This is a genomic window from Streptomyces sp. MNU89, assembly GCF_020982505.1.
Classification (GTDB): domain Bacteria; phylum Actinomycetota; class Actinomycetes; order Streptomycetales; family Streptomycetaceae; genus Streptomyces; species Streptomyces xinghaiensis.
Map to the genome: position 1 here is coordinate 6238101 of NZ_JAJKLL010000001.1, position 14531 is coordinate 6252631.

A 14531-nucleotide genomic window follows, 5' to 3' on the forward strand; every position below is an offset into this window, starting at 1 on the left:
CTGCACCGCCGGAAGCGGGCACCAGCCCGCACCCGCGGCGGCAGCCGATCCACCCGCGCTCACCCGACCGCGTCGCCACAGAGGGGCGAGACATGTCCTGGTCAGATCACGATTCCAGCCGGCGCAAGGCGCTGACCACGGCCTCCGGCGGCGCCTCCGCGTGGATCGGCGTCCAACGCGACGGCGGCAGGTCGCGGGTGGTGATGGTCAACGGGCTGACCATGGACGTCAACGGGAACACCGCCGGCACCGGCACGGAGGCGGCGCGCGCCGATCTCTCCGGCGGCCGGATCCGGTTGCGCGCGAGCGCCGGCATCCGCCCCGGCGCACCCCGCCCCGGAACCTTCTCCTGCAGCACCGACGGCGTCACCTTCGTCCGCCCGGGACCCGCTTTCACCATGGGCACCAGCCGGCAGTTCTTCATGGGCCACCGGTTCGCGATCTTCAACCACGCCACCCAGGCACTCGGCGGCTCGGTCCGCGTCCCGCGGTTCGCGCTGTCCACTCCCTGAAACAGCCCCCAAGGAAAGGAAGGAACGATGAGACGCGGCTCCCTCTTGGTGTCCATGACGCTCGCGGCACTTCTCGTCATGGTCCCCACCGCCACCGCGGTGAGCAGCGAGACAGGCGGCGCCACGGCGGCGCCCTCCGGCCCCCTTACCGCCACCGGGACCGCCGGCTGCGGCAAGGCTCCGACGCTGGGCAGCGGTACGCACACGATTTCGAGCGGCGGCCAGAACCGCCAATACATCCTCAGGATCCCGGCCAACTACGACAACAACCGTCCCCACCGGCTCGTCTTCGGGTTCCACTGGCTGGGCGGCACCGCCCAGGACGTCGACTCCGGCGGATCCGACGGCTACAACTGGTCCTACTACGGACTCAGAAGGCTGTCGGAGAGCACGGGCAGCCCCACGATCTTCGTCGCGCCGCAGGGCCTCAACAACGGCTGGGCCAACTCCGGTGGCCAGGACGTGGCCCTCTTCGACGCCGTTCGCCAGCAGGTCGAGGCGGCCCTGTGCGTCGACGAGACACAGCGGTTCTCCACGGGCTTCAGCTACGGCGGCGCGATGACGTACGCCCTCGCCTGCACCCGGGCCTCGGTCCTCCGGGCCGTCGCCGTCTTCGCCGGCGCCAACCTCAGCGGATGCAACGGCGGCACCGAACCCGTCGCGTACATGGGGCTGCACGGCGGCAGTGACAACGTGCTGCCCATCTCCCTGGGACGGTCGCTGCGCGACACCTTCGTCCGGAACAACGGCTGCGCCCAGCAGAACCCGCCCGAGCCGCCGAACGGCAGCCGGACCCACACCGTCACCGCCTACTCCGGCTGCCGGGACGGATATCCCGTCGTCTGGGCCGCGTTCGACGGAGGCCACACCCCGGCGCCCCTGGACGGGTCCACCGGGCAGGGCTGGCAGACCTGGACGTCGGGAGAGGTGTGGAAGTTCTTCACCCAGTTCCAGTCCACCGCGTCCACCGGCGGCCGGTAGGCCGCGGATGGGCGCCCGGCGCGTGCCGGTCCGCTGCGGACATCCGCCGCGGCCGGTGCGCCGCCGGGGCCGCTCCGGTCCGGCCCCGGACAGCGGAAAGCCCGTGCGGTGCGGCTTGCGCCGCCCGCACGGGCTGTTTCCCGACTTCGGTGTCCGAGGGGGGACTTGAACCCCCACGCCCGATAAAGGGCACTAGCACCTCAAGCTAGCGCGTCTGCCATTCCGCCACCCGGACGAGGTGTCCGCCGCCGTGGCCGTGGCCTGTGGCGACGGGAAAACCATAGCAAACATCCGGGAGCGGTCGATCAGCCACCCGGTCAACCGCTCCCGGCCGCCCGCCCGGACGGTACGGGAGCGGCGGCCCTCCGGCGGGGACCTTGGGGAGAGCGCCGGGGCGCGGGAGGATGGTGGGGAATCCCGCCCGGCGACGGCCGTGACCCGGCCGGCCGGGACGCACTCAGAAAGGCAGGCCAGCGTGAGCGAGTCGCATTCCGCCGCGGCGACCACCGGCAAGGTCACCGGCGAGGACGAGGTCGTGGATCTCTGCCGGGACCTGATCCGGATCGACACCAGCAACTACGGGGACCACTCCGGGCCGGGCGAGCGCGCCGCCGCCGAGTACGTCGCGGAGAAACTCGCCGAAGTCGGCCTGGAACCGCGGATCTTCGAGTCGCACCCCGGCCGCGCCTCGACCGTGGCGCGGATCGAGGGCGAGGACCCCTCCCGGCCCGCGCTGCTCATCCACGGCCACACCGACGTCGTCCCGGCCAACCCGGAGGACTGGACGCACCACCCGTTCTCCGGTGAGATCGCCGACGGCTGTGTCTGGGGCCGCGGCGCCGTCGACATGAAGGACATGGACGCGATGACGCTCGCCGTCGTCCGCGACCGGCTGCGCAGCGGACGGAAGCCGCCGCGCGACATCGTGCTGGCGTTCCTCGCCGACGAGGAGGCCGGCGGCGTGTACGGGGCGCGGCATCTCGTCGACCGCCACCCGGACCTCTTCGAGGGTGTCACGGAGGCCATCGGGGAGGTCGGCGGCTTCTCCTTCACGGTCAACGAGAACCTCCGGCTCTACCTGGTGGAGACCGCGCAGAAGGGCATGCACTGGATGCGCCTCACGGTGGACGGCACCGCCGGCCACGGCTCGATGACCAACACGGACAACGCCATCACCGAGCTCTGCGAGGCGGTCGGCCGGCTCGGCCGGCACCGGTTCCCGGTGCGGGTCACCAAGACCGTGCGGTCCTTCCTCGACGAGCTGTCCGACGCGCTGGGCACCCCGCTCGACCCGGAGGACATGGACGAGACCCTGGCCAAGCTCGGCGGCATCGCCAAGATCATCGGCGCGACGCTCCGCAATACGGCGGCCCCCACCATGCTCGGGGCCGGCTACAAGGTGAACGTGATCCCCGGGCAGGCCACCGCGCACGTCGACGGGCGCTTCCTCCCCGGCTACGAGGAGGAGTTCCTCGCCGATCTCGACCGCGTCCTCGGCCCGCGGGTGAAGCGCGAGGACGTGCACACCGACAAGGCCCTGGAGACCGGCTTCGACGGCTCCCTGGTCGACGCCATGCGCTACGCGCTGAAGGCCGAGGACCCGATCGCGCACGCCGTGCCGTACTGCCTGTCCGGCGGCACGGACGCCAAGTCCTTCGACGACCTCGGCATCCGCTGCTTCGGCTTCGCGCCGCTGAAGCTCCCGCCGGAGCTGGACTTCGCCGGCATGTTCCACGGCGTCGACGAGCGGGTGCCGGTGGACGGCCTCACCTTCGGTGTCCGGGTGCTCGACCGGTTCCTCGACCGCTGCTGACGCCGCTGAACTCCGGCCGCACGCCGGAAAATCAACGCGGTGTGCGGGTCTCGCCGGAAAGAGTGAAGCGCCGCGGCGGCTCGTTCCCCCTTTACTCCTTCCTCGTTACAGGGAGTGCGATCCGAGGTCGGGTTCGCACTGCCAACTAGGAGGAACAGATGATCAAGAAGGTCGTGGCCGTCGCCGCTGCCGCCGGCGGACTCATGCTCGCCGGTGCGGGTGTGGCTGCCGCCGACTCCGGTGCCCTGGGCTCCGCCACGGACTCCCCGGGTATCGCTTCCGGCAACGCGGTCCAGGCCCCGGTGAACGTGCCGGTGAACGTGTGCGGCACGGCGGTCTCCGTGGTCGGCGTGCTGAACCCCGCCTTCGGCAACTCCTGCTCACCCTGACGCTGAACGACGGCCCGGAAGGGTGCGAGCGCCGGGCAGCCCCGGAGCGCACACCATGCACTCCGGGGCCGTCCGTTTTCCGGCGGGCGGGAGACAAGCCCGCGCGCTTTTCGAATGGCAGAGACAGAGGAAACACATCCATGCGACATGTCGCGAGGAAGAGCCTGATCACCGCAGCGGCCGCGGGCGGCGTACTCGCCGCCACCGCCGGCTACGCCTGCGCTGACTCGAGCGCCGAGGGAGGCGCCGCGAACTCGCCGGGGGTCCTCTCCGGCAACTCCGTCCAGGCGCCGGTCAACGCGCCCGTCAACATCTGCGGTACCACCGCCAGTGTCGTCGGCCTGCTGAACCCCGCCACGGGCAACGACTGCGGCGGCTCGGGCAACGGTCCGCAGGCCCAGGGCGCCACCAGTGACTCCGGGGGCATCGCCTCCGGCAACTCGGTCCAGGTCCCGGTCAACGCCCCGGTGAACGCCTGCGGCACCGGTGTGAGCGTCATCGGCGTGGGAGACAGCGTCCGGGACAACGACTGCACCGCGGACTCGGGCTCGGGAACCCCGGGCAGCCCGGGGATTCCGGGCAGCCCGGGCAGCCCGGGCAGCCCCGGTGAGCCGGGCGGCGAGGAGCCGGGTGATCCGGGTGATCCGGGAAACCCGGGAAACCCGGGAAACCCGGGTGAGCCGGGAGACCCGGGCGGGGAAGACCCGTTCGGGGAGGAGCCGGGCGGGTCGGACGGCCCGGAGACCGCCGAAGGCGGTGGCGAGACGCCGGCCGACGAGGAGACCACCCTGGTCGACCAGCCGGAGGGCATCGAGACCCTCGCCGAAACGGGCAGCGACTCGCTGGCGGTCACCCTGCCGCTCAGCGCGGGGCTTCTCATCGGTGGCGCGCTGCTCTACCGGCGGTCCCGGGTCAAGGCCTGAGACCGACGCGTCCGTGTGCCCGGCCCGCCGCGGGCCGGGCACACCCATGACCGCACAACCGGGGAGCGGGTCCCGTTTCGGGGCCCGCTCCCCGCGTGTGCGCGGGGGCCGGGTCTACCAGGTGGCGCGGACCTGACGGATGATCCGGCGGCGCAGCCGCACCCTGCGGCTGCCGTCGCGCATGAGCAGAAGTCGGTCCAGTTCCCAGTGCCCGTACTCGGCGTGGTCGGTCAGCAGGCGGGTCGCCGCGTGGCGGGAGACCCCGCGCGGCACATACACGTCACGAAATTCATATTCCGGCATCGCATCTATTGTGCGGGCAAGGCCCATGTACGGATAGCGTCTGCACTATGTCTGATGCTGCCCAGCCATCCGCTTCCGAGGTACGCGCCGCCGCCGAGGCGGTCAAAGCCGCGCTGGACCGACACCTCGACGCGGTCGAGCGCCGGTCGGGTGAGGACGACCCGGCCGTCTTCGCCGCGTTCAACGAGCTGGCCGCGGCAGCCGAGGAATACGACGAACTGCTGTACGAGGCGTACGACGAGGTCACCCCGTTCGAGATCCCCGGGGACGGCTCGCTGCCCGCCTACACGGGCCCGGAGAACCCCAGCGCTCTCAGCGTGCTGATCCGGCGCGACTACTCCGTCGCCGAGTCCCGCCGGCTCTTCGCCCAGGCCGAGCGGATCGTCGAGCTGGACCCGGACGCGGAGCCCGCCGTGAACGGGGCGCGCGCCGAGATCGCCGGAGTGGGCAGCAGTGTGCACACCGCCCTCGGCGTGCTGTTCGGGGAGTTCGAACCCGACGAGATCGCCTCCCGGCACAAGGAGTTCGGACTCGAGGAGGGCGACTCCACCCTCTGGGTGACAGCCGCCGACGAGCCCGCCGAGCCGGGGGAGTGGCTGAACGCCCCCTTCGACGACGTGGACCCGCAGCGCGTCCTGTGCCGCTTCGACGTCAGCTCCGTCTTCGACGAGGAGGAGGACGAGGAGGACGAGGCCGAGGAGGCACTGCCCGACGGTCTGGAGATCCTCGCCCCGGACACCCCCGACACCAGGCGCTGAGCCGTCGCCCGGCCGGGCCGCTCGCCGTGGCGCCCCGGCCGGTGAGCGGTCTCAGCCCTGGGCGGGCGGTGGGGTGAGAGCGCGCAGCAGGGTCCGCAGCCGGGTGGTGCGCTCCGTCACCGGCACCTCGGCCACCGCTCGGGGCAGCGCCTGCTCCACGCCGTGCACCACCGACAGATGGCGCTCGGCCCGCCCGAAGGCCGTGTAGACCCAGGCCCGGGTCAGCGCCCGCGCGGCGTCCCCGGGCAGGACCACCACGGCCGCGGGCCAGGTGGTTCCGGCCGCCTGGTGCGCGGTGAGGGCCCAGCCGTGCCGCACGGCCCCGGCCGCGACCCGTTCGCGCGGCACCGTCATCCGGCCGCCGTCCCCCTCCAGCCGCAGGCCCTCGGCGTCGGCCGAGACCACGGTGCCGGTCAGGGCCCGGCCCGGAGCCGGGGTGTACACCACCCGGTCGCCCGGGTCGAAGCCGCCGAACCGCCCCGGTCCCGGGTTGAGCCGCTCCTTGAGGGCCGCGTTCAGCGCGCGGGTGCCGGCCGCTCCGTCGTGGCCGGGCGTGATGACCTGGGTCTGCTCCGGAGGCACCCCGATCGCGCGCGGTACGGAGTCGGCGACCAGTTGCACGGTGCGGTGCACGGCCTCCCCGGCGTCCCGGACCGGCACGATCACCACCTCCTTGCCGGGTGCCTCCACCGAGGGCAGCTCGCCGACGCCGATCGCCGACACCAGCTCGCCGACCGGACCCGGGTCCGGGGTGCGGGAGGTGACGCGGGGGCAGAAGCCGGAGGACAGCAGATCCGCGAACACCTTGCCCGGACCGGCCGACCAGAGCACGCCCGGGTCACCGCTGAGCACCAGCCGGGCGCCGTCCGGCAGGGACTCGGTGAGCATCGCGGCCGTCTCCACATCGAGCTGCGGCGCGTCGAGGACGACGAGCAGATCCAGCTCCAGCGCTCCCTCCGGATCCCGCCCCGGGCCCTCACCGCCCGCGAGCAGCCCGGCGACCGTCACCACGGCTCCGTCCGCCTCCGCGCCCCCGGCTGCGCCGTCCGGCCCCTCTGGCCCCTCCGGCTTCTCCGTCACATCCGGGGCGGCGGACGCGCCGAGCAGAGCGGCGGCCCGCCGGGATCCCGCCGGGCTGTGCACGGCGGCCCAGGCGCGCAGGCCCAGGGCGCGCGCGGCCGCGACCAGGGCCAGCGGCTCGGCGCGCGCCGTCTCCCCGCCCGTGTGCGCCACCAGTCCGTGGCCGGCCGCCGCCCGGATCAGCTCGGCGGCGGACGGTGACGGCGCGGCCGCCGCGGCCGCCTCCCAGGCGGCGGCGTCCGGACCGGAGCCGGGGGTGCCGTCCGGGGCGAAGCCGCCCGCGATCCGGCCCAGGCCGTCCGCGAGGCTCTCCTCGGCCAGGGCGTAGCGGTCGAGCCCCAGCAGCACCCGGACCGGCTGCTCCGCCTCCTCGCCCTCCGGCGCGGCTGCCGGGCCGGGGGCGTCGAGGGCGTCCTGGAAGACGAGCACCGCGCCGCCCGCGATCGCCTCGCGCAGCGCCGCCTCGGGGTCGGGCACCGCCTGCCGGGCCAGAGCCTCGCTCAGCGCCGGGGGCTCCAGGGCCGTGTGCCCCCGGAGCGCGGCCCGCTCCAGGAGCCAGACGGTCAGCGCCTGGGCCCGGCGCTCGTCCCCCGGCCCGGCCTCCGGTCCGAGCAGGGCGCGCGCGAAACCGTCCGCCTGCTCCGGCTGGACGCCCGGCACGGCGAGCAGCTGCCAGGGGTCCTCGCGGAGGACGTCCGCGGCCCGCTCTCCGAGCAGATCCGCCACCGGCTCCGCCAGCGTCTCCGGGGCCCCGCCCGCAGCCAGCACCTCACGCACCGTCGCGCTCCGGGCCGCCCGCTCCGCCGAGGGCGGCCGGGCGCCGGGCACGGGCCCGCCTCCGCCGCTCTCGGGCGGCGGTACGGGCCCGGAGCCGCCGGACCGCGAGGCGGGGCCGGGCCGGGCCGCAGGGCCGGGCTGCGCCGCGGGGCAGGAGGCCGGGCGGCGGGACGGGGTTCGCTGAAGAAGGCGGAGGCGGGCCCCCGCTCTCCACGGCCCGCACGGCGGCGGCCAGCGCCTCGGCCGACGGCGACCGCTGGGCGGTGCCCTCCCCGGCGGGCGGTGCCGGTGCCGGTGTGCCGGGGAGGCGGGGCCTCCTCCGGTGCCGGGGCGGCGGCAGCGGTCTCGCCGGCGGGGCGGTCCGTGGTCACAGCGTGCTCCAGTCCTGGTCGGGATAGCGGTGCAGGGGCGCCGACACGTCGTCGAGCGCGCGGCAGATCTCGTCGGGAAGACTAAGCGCTTCCACTGACAGCGCCGTCGTGAGCTGCTGTGCCGTCCGGGCGCCGACGACCGGGGCCACCACACCGGGCTGGTCACGGACCCAGGCGAGGGCGACGTGCAGCGGGGTGGTGGCCAGGCCGTCGGCCGCGATGGCGACCGCGTCCACGATGCGCCCCGCCGACTCGTCGAGATACGGCGCGACGAAGCCGGACATGTGGGCCGAGGCGCCGCGCGAGTCGGCCGGTGTGGTGTGCCGGTACTTGCCGGTGAGCACGCCGCGGCCCAGCGGCGACGAGGGCAGCAGCCCCACCCCGAGGTCCCGGGCGGCGGGCAGCACCTCCCGTTCGACGCCGCGCTGCACCAGGGAGTACTCCATCTGCGTGCTGGCCAGCCGGGTGCGGCCGGGAACGCCGAGCTGCCAGGTCGCCGCCTTGGCGAGCTGCCAGCCGCTGTAGTTGGAGACGCCCACGTACCGGGCGCGTCCGCTGGTCACCGCGATGTCCAGGGCCTGCAGCGTCTCCTCCAGCGGGGTCGCCGGATCGAAGGCGTGGATCTGCCACAGGTCGACGTGGTCGGTGCCGAGCCGCTCCAGGGAGGCGTCGAGGGCGGCCAGCAGATGGCCGCGCGAGCCGTCGAAGCGCCGTTCCGGATCGGGGACGCTGCCGGCCTTGGTCGCGATGACGAGATCGCGGCGCGGGACGAGGTCCGCCAGGAACTGGCCGAGGAGATACTCCGCCGCGCCGTCGGCGTAGACGTCGGCCGTGTCGACCAGGGTCCCGCCGGCGTCCCAGAACGCCTTGAGCTGCTCGGCGGCGTCGTGCTCGCCGGTGTCACGACCCCAGGTGAGGGTGCCGAGCCCGATCCGCGATACCCGCAGGCCGGTTCGGCCGAGATGCCTCTGCTCCATGGCCGGAGAGAGTACTGGCCGCCGGCCGGGCCGCGGTGACGCGAGTCATACCCCCGGGACGGCCGCGGGCCCGCTCCGGCACTGCCGGACGGCGGTGCCCGCGCGCTACAGTCCGCCGGAGAGACGTTACCGACCAGTAAAGGGAGCGATATGCGGCTCGGGATCAACCTCGGCTACTGGGGCGCCGGTATGGACGCCGACAACCTCGCGGTCGCCCGCGAGGCCGACCGGCTCGGCTACTCCGTCTGCTGGGCGGCGGAGGCCTACGGTTCCGACGCCCCCACGGTGCTGGCCTGGGTCGCGGCGCAGACCGAACGGATCGACATCGGCTCCGCGATCCTCCAGATACCGGCGCGCACCCCCGCCATGACGGCGATGACGGCCGCCACCCTGGACTCCCTCTCCGGCGGCCGCTTCCGCCTCGGCCTGGGCGTCTCCGGCCCGCAGGTCTCCGAGGGCTGGTACGGCGTGAAGTTCGACAAGCCGCTGGCCCGCACCCGCGAGTACGTCGAGATCGTCCGCAAGGCGATGTCCCGCGAACGGCTGACCCACGAGGGCGAGCACTGGACGCTGCCGCTCCCCGGCGGCCCCGGCAAGGCGCTCAAGCTCACCGTGCACCCGGTGCGCGAGGAGGTGCCGCTGTACATAGCGGCGATCGGCCCGAAGAACCTGGAACAGACCGGCGAGATCGCCGACGGCGCCCTGGTGCTCTTCTTCGCGCCGGAGCACGCGGAGGAGACGACCCTGGGCGCGCTCCGCGCGGGCCGTGAGAAGGCCGGCAGGACCCTGGACGGCTTCGACCTGGTGCCCACCGTCCCGATGGCGCTCGGCGACGACGTGGACGCGCTGGCGGACATCTTCCGCCCCTACACGGCGCTCTACGTCGGAGGCATGGGCAGCGCCAGGCAGAACTTCTACAACAAGCTCGCCCGGCGCATGGGGTACGAGAAGGAGGCCGCCGAGATCCAGGAGAAGTACCTGGCCGGCGACAAGCAGGGCGCCGCCGCGGCCGTCCCGCGCGAGCTCATCGACTCGACCTCGCTGCTCGGCCCCGTCGAGCGCGTCGCGGACCGCATGCAGGCCTACGCCGCGGCCGGGGTCACCACCCTGTCGCTCACCCCGGCGGGCTTCACCCTCGACGAGCGGATCGCCGCCCTGCGCGCCGGCGTCGAGGCCCTGGAGCGGGCGGGCCTGGCCTGACCCGGCGGCGCTCCGGCCCGTAGCCGCGGTGACGGGATTGTGCCCCGGGAGACGGAGGCCCGCCGGGGGACGGGCCCCGCCCGGGGCGGGACCGGAGCGACGCACCCGGAGGGCGGCCGGTAAGGGGACCGAAGGTCCCAAGGGGACGCGACCGTACTTACGCTAGCGTAGGTTTCCGGTGGCGGAGGCCGAGGGCCCCGGCCCCGGCGACCCCTGGAGGAACCGTGCACATCGCGACGTCCGGCCGTCCCTGGTTGATCCAAGGCGGGATGGGGGTGGGGGTGTCCGGGTGGCGGCTGGCCCGCGCCGTCGCGCGCACCGGGCAGCTCGGAGTCGTCTCGGGCACCGCGCTGGACACCGTACTGATCCGCACCCTGCAGAGCGGTGACCCCGGAGGGCACCTGCGCCGGGCGCTGGCCGCCTACCCCGTGCCCGGCACCGCCGGGGCCGTACTGGAGCGGTACTTCGTCGAGGGGGCGTCGGGGAGGGCGGGCGCTTCCTCACCACGCCCCGCTGACCGCCGACCCCGGCTGCCCCGCCCGCGCGCTGACCGTGGTCGCCAACTTCTGCGAGGTGTGGCTCGCCAAGGAGGGCCACCGCGGGCCCGTGGGCGTCAACTACCTGGAGAAGGTCCAACTCGCCACCGCGCCCGCCCTGTTCGGCGCGATCCTGGCCGGTGTGGACTACGTCCTGGTCGGCGCCGGGATCCCCGCGCACATCCCCGGCCTGGCCACCCGGCTGTCCCGGCTGGAGCCCGTCACCACCGACGTGACGGTGGAGGGGGACACCGAGCCGCTGCCGGTCCCGTTCGACCCCGCGGCGGAGCTGGCCGGAGCCGCGGTGGGCGGGCTGCGCCGCCCCGATGTGCTCGCCATCGTCTCGCTGCCGGCCCTCGCCGCGTACCTCCACCGCTCCGAACGGACCCGGCCGGACGGCTTCGTGGTCGAGGGCCACACCGCGGGCGGCCACAGTGCCCCGCCCCGCGGACCGCTGCGGCTGGACGAGGACGGCGACCCGGTCTACGGACCGCGCGACACCCCCGACTTCGCCAGGATGGCCGCCCTCGGCCTGCCGTTCTGGATCGCCGGCGGCGCGTGCGGACCGGAGCAGGTGGCGCGGGCACGGGCCGCCGGCGCGGCCGGCGTGCAGGTCGGCAGCGTCTTCGCGCTCTGCGAGGAGTCGGGGCTCGAACCGGGGCTGCGGCGGCAACTGGTCGAGCGCCGGCTGGGCACCCGGCTGACCGTGCGGAACGACCCGGCGGCGTCCCCGACGTCCTTCCCGTTCAAGGTCGCCGGCCTGCCGGGAACGCTCGCCGATCCGGCCGTGGCCGCCGCCCGCCCCCGGGTCTGCGACCTCGGCTATCTGCGCACCCCCTACCGGGCGGCGGACGGCGCCCTCGGCTACCGCTGCCCGGCGGAACCCCTGGTGGCCTACGAGCGCAAGGGCGGCGACCGGGCCGGCACGGAGGGGCGGCAGTGCCTGTGCAACGGGCTGACGGCCGCCATCGGGCTGGGCCAGCGCCGTCCGAAGGGCCGGGTGGAACCGCCGGTCGTCACCATCGGCCAGGATCTGGACTTCCTCCCGCGCATCGCTCCCGGCGGCGAGCCGTACAGCGCCGAGTCGGTGGTGCGGTGGCTGTCGGAGGGCCTGGACGAGGCCGCCGGGGCGGCCCCGGCGCGGACCGCCGGGACGAAGGCGCTCTGAGCACCCGCCCCGCACCTGCGGGCGGCGGCACGACGGGCCGGGACGGCCGCACGGGGCGGCCGGACAGGAGGTGCTGCCCGGGGCGGCCCGGCGCGGGAGCCGGGCCGGCGCGGGACCCGGGCCCCCCGCGGCTCAGCGCGGGACCAGGCGCCCCAGCAGCCGGCCGAAGGAGATCAGCCGCGCTATCTGCCCCGGGCCGCCGTCCTCCAGCGACTTGCTGAACCGGAACGCCTCGGGGCGGAACCGGGCCGAGGCGATCGGCGCCTCCGGGTCGCCGCCCGGCACCGGGTTCAGCTCGTGCGGCGTGGACGTGGCCAGCACCAGATGCACCCCGCGGTCCACCCGCCGGCCCGCCGCGTCCCGGCCGACCATCGTCCGCATCCCCACATGCCGGATCGACTCCAGCGGCAGCACCTGGACCGAGGAGTCGAGGACGGTGCCGCCCGGCGCCTGGTCGTCGGCGACGTCCTCGCTGTGCCAGAGGATCAGCCGCCGGCCGTCGCAGATCGCGGCCTCCTGCCAGACCGAGGCGCCCGACTCCGTGAGATCCACGACGCGTTCGAGTGTGAAACCGCGGACCCGGCGCCGGCCCAGCACACCGCCGACCGCCTCCAGCGCCACGTCGGCGTGGAGGAAATACGCCCGCGCCGCCTCGTCGAACCGCTCGTACGGCGACCAGTCCGAGCCGGCGGGACCGAGGCGCGGCCGCGCGAGACCGCCGCGCGCCGCTCTGCCGAACAGACTCACCCACTACCCCCTCCGGTCCGCTGTCACCCTACCGAGGGTGGCGGACAGCGGGCGGACCGGCCGGGGAGAAACGATCAGCGGGGGAGGGCCACCACCGGGACGGACACCCCTGCTCCGCCCGGCGGTCGCCGGGCATCCGGGCTCAGAGCCAGCCCTGCCGTTTGAACGCCCGGAAGAGACCGGCGATCGCGAGACCCATCAGCACCAGCACCACCGGATAGCCCCAGGTGCTCTCCAGTTCCGGCATGTGCTCGAAGTTCATCCCGTAGATGCCCGCGACCATCGTCGGGATGGCGGCCATCGCCGCCCACGCCGAGATCTTCCGCATGTCGTCGTTCTGCCGCACCCCGGTCTGCGCGAGATGGGCCGCGAGGACGTCCGACAGCAGCCGGTCCAGACCTTCGACGCTCTCGTTGGCCCGGGTCAGGTGGTCGCCGACGTCACGGAAGAACGGCCGGGCTGAGTCGTCGACGAACGGCAGCGCGGCATGGGTGAGCTGCGTCATCGGATCGGTGAGCGGGACGGTGGCCCGCCGGAACTCGACGATCTGCCGCTTGAAGGTGTAGATCCGCGCCGCGGTGTTCCTGTCCACGGCCTCCGGCGCGAACACCTCCGTCTCCAGCTCCTCCAGGTCGATCTGGAGTTCGCCGGCCACGTCGATGTAGTGGTCCACGACCGCGTCACTGATCGCGTACAGCACCGCCGTCGGCCCCTGCCGCAGCACCTCGGGCTCCCGTTCCAGCCGGTGGCGCACCGAGGCCAGCGGGCTGCCCTCGCCGTGCCGCACCGTCACCACGAAGGAGTCGCCGAGGAAGATCATCAGCTCCTCGGTGGCGACGGTGTCCCCCGGGGCGTCGTAGACCACCGGTTTCAGCACCAGGAACAGCGAGTCGTCGTACACCTCCAGCTTCGGCCGCTGGTGGGCCTTGAGCGCGTCCTCGACCGCCAGCGGGTGCAGCCCGAACTCCCGGCTGACCTTGTCGAACTCCTCCGGGGTCGGCTCGTGCAGCCCCAGCCAGAGGAAGGCGTGGCGCTCGGTGCGTGCCTCCCGGAGGGCAACGGTGACGTCCGGCGCGCCCTCGACACGGCGTCCGTCCTGGTAGATGGCACAGTCCACGATCACTCGTTGCGTATTCCCCGTCTGCGGGAGTCATGCGCGCGCGACCGCCGGGGGGCGGAGGACGCGAGCCGGGCCGTCCGGGCGGTACCCGCCCGCCCCGGGCACCGGAGGCCCCCGCCCGCCACCGGCCGCACGCCCTAGGCTGGCGCCATGCCCACGCTGCTTCTCGTCCGGCACGGCCGGTCCACCGCCAACACCGCCGGGATCCTCGCCGGATGGACCCCGGGCGTCGGACTCGACGAGCGCGGCGCCGCCCAGGCCGCCGCGCTGCCGGCCCGGCTCGCGGGGCTCCCGCTGGCCGCCGCCGTCACCAGCCCGCTGCAGCGCTGCCGGGAGACGCTGCGCCCGCTGCTGGACGCCCGGCCCGGCCTGCCGCTCCACGCCGACGAGCGGATCGGCGAGTGCCACTACGGCGACTGGTCCGGCCGGAAGCTGGCCGAACTCGCCGAGGAGCCGCTGTGGACCACCGTGCAGCGGCACCCCTCCGCGGCCGAGTTCCCCGGCGAGGAGGGGGAATCCGTACGGGCCATGCAGGCGCGCGCCGTTGACGCGGTCCGGGACTGGAACGCCCGGATCGAGGCGGAACACGGCCCCGACGCCGTCTACGTCATGTGCTCGCACGGCGACGTCATCAAGTCCGTCGTGGCCGACGCCGTCGGCCTGCACCTCGACCACTTCCAGCGGCTCGCGGCCGAGCCCGGCTCCGTCACCGCCGTCCGCTACACCCCGCTCCGCCCCTTCCTGCTGCGGCTCGGCGACACCGGTGACCTGGCCGGCCTGGCACCCGCCTCCGCCGGCCCGGACAGCACCGCGGCGGGGGACGCCGCGGTCGGAGGCGGTGCGGGCGCACCGTGATCGCCGACCACAGTAGGGTGG

12 protein-coding genes, 1 tRNA gene and 2 pseudogenes are annotated in these 14531 nt (G+C 74.4%); 9 read left to right on the forward strand and 6 right to left on the reverse strand.

Annotated elements, in window-relative coordinates; all coding sequences use genetic code 11:
- Positions 1-152: 152 nt before the first annotated feature.
- Together E4N63_RS26640 and E4N63_RS26645 are read left to right on the forward strand one after the other, a co-directional pair.
- Positions 153-512: pseudogene (locus tag E4N63_RS26640) on the forward strand (xylosidase); the annotation flags it as partial.
- A 54-nt stretch (positions 513-566) separates the two neighbouring features.
- Positions 567-1481 (forward strand): annotated as a pseudogene (locus E4N63_RS26645) (PHB depolymerase family esterase); the annotation flags it as partial.
- Positions 1482-1643: 162 nt separating this feature from the next.
- On the opposite strand, the gene E4N63_RS26650 reads toward E4N63_RS26645, so the two are convergent.
- Positions 1644-1728 (reverse strand) — tRNA-Leu (locus E4N63_RS26650).
- A 240-nt stretch (positions 1729-1968) separates the two neighbouring features.
- Here E4N63_RS26650 and E4N63_RS26655 point away from each other — a divergent pair.
- The 3 genes from E4N63_RS26655 to E4N63_RS26665 all read left to right on the forward strand — a co-directional run bounded on the left by E4N63_RS26655 (position 1969) and on the right by E4N63_RS26665 (position 4618).
- Positions 1969-3306, forward strand: coding sequence for a M20/M25/M40 family metallo-hydrolase (locus E4N63_RS26655; RefSeq protein WP_125622729.1), 1338 nt, complete (start codon positions 1969-1971; stop codon positions 3304-3306).
- Positions 3307-3464: 158 nt separating this feature from the next.
- On the forward strand, positions 3465-3695 hold the full coding sequence (locus E4N63_RS26660; RefSeq protein ID WP_125622730.1) for a chaplin: 231 nt from the start codon (positions 3465-3467) through the stop codon (positions 3693-3695).
- 140 nt (positions 3696-3835) lie between these two features.
- Positions 3836-4618: a chaplin gene (locus E4N63_RS26665; RefSeq protein WP_230241854.1), complete on the forward strand. Its 783-nt coding sequence runs from the start codon at positions 3836-3838 to the stop codon at positions 4616-4618.
- A 114-nt stretch (positions 4619-4732) separates the two neighbouring features.
- Here the strand turns inward: E4N63_RS26665 and E4N63_RS26670 are convergent, their stop codons facing one another.
- Positions 4733-4921 carry a DUF5703 family protein gene (locus E4N63_RS26670; RefSeq protein WP_039821231.1) on the reverse strand — a complete coding sequence of 63 codons (189 nt, stop codon included), beginning with the start codon at positions 4919-4921 and terminating at the stop codon, positions 4733-4735.
- A gap of 47 nt (positions 4922-4968) precedes the next feature.
- On the opposite strand from E4N63_RS26670, the gene E4N63_RS26675 reads away from it, so the two are divergent.
- A complete protein-coding gene (locus E4N63_RS26675) occupies positions 4969-5679 on the forward strand; it encodes a hypothetical protein (protein ID WP_043463357.1) in 711 nt (236 codons plus the stop codon).
- A gap of 51 nt (positions 5680-5730) precedes the next feature.
- Here E4N63_RS26675 and E4N63_RS26680 read toward each other — a convergent pair whose 3' ends face one another.
- Entirely contained in the window at positions 5731-7536 is a 1806-nt protein-coding gene (locus tag E4N63_RS26680; protein WP_230242671.1) for a helix-hairpin-helix domain-containing protein, read from the reverse strand.
- Positions 7537-7903: 367 nt separating this feature from the next.
- Positions 7904-8884, reverse strand: a complete 981-nt coding sequence (locus E4N63_RS26685; RefSeq protein WP_230241855.1) for an aldo/keto reductase — start codon at positions 8882-8884, stop codon at positions 7904-7906.
- Between the two features lie 150 nt (positions 8885-9034).
- Between E4N63_RS26685 and E4N63_RS26690 the strand changes: the two genes are divergently transcribed.
- Positions 9035-10084 carry an LLM class F420-dependent oxidoreductase gene (locus E4N63_RS26690; protein ID WP_230241856.1) on the forward strand — a complete coding sequence of 350 codons (1050 nt, stop codon included), beginning with the start codon at positions 9035-9037 and terminating at the stop codon, positions 10082-10084.
- Positions 10085-10636: 552 nt separating this feature from the next.
- Entirely contained in the window at positions 10637-11788 is a 1152-nt protein-coding gene (locus tag E4N63_RS26695; RefSeq protein WP_230241857.1) for a nitronate monooxygenase, read from the forward strand.
- A gap of 132 nt (positions 11789-11920) precedes the next feature.
- Here the strand turns inward: E4N63_RS26695 and E4N63_RS26700 are convergent, their stop codons facing one another.
- Together E4N63_RS26700 and corA are read right to left on the reverse strand one after the other, a co-directional pair.
- Entirely contained in the window at positions 11921-12535 is a 615-nt protein-coding gene (locus E4N63_RS26700) for a hypothetical protein (protein WP_043463365.1), read from the reverse strand.
- A 142-nt stretch (positions 12536-12677) separates the two neighbouring features.
- On the reverse strand, positions 12678-13658 hold the full coding sequence (gene corA / locus E4N63_RS26705; RefSeq protein ID WP_125627007.1) for a magnesium/cobalt transporter CorA: 981 nt from the start codon (positions 13656-13658) through the stop codon (positions 12678-12680).
- A gap of 147 nt (positions 13659-13805) precedes the next feature.
- Between corA and E4N63_RS26710 the strand changes: the two genes are divergently transcribed.
- Entirely contained in the window at positions 13806-14510 is a 705-nt protein-coding gene (locus E4N63_RS26710; protein ID WP_125623914.1) for a histidine phosphatase family protein, read from the forward strand.
- Positions 14511-14531: the final 21 nt, after the last annotated feature.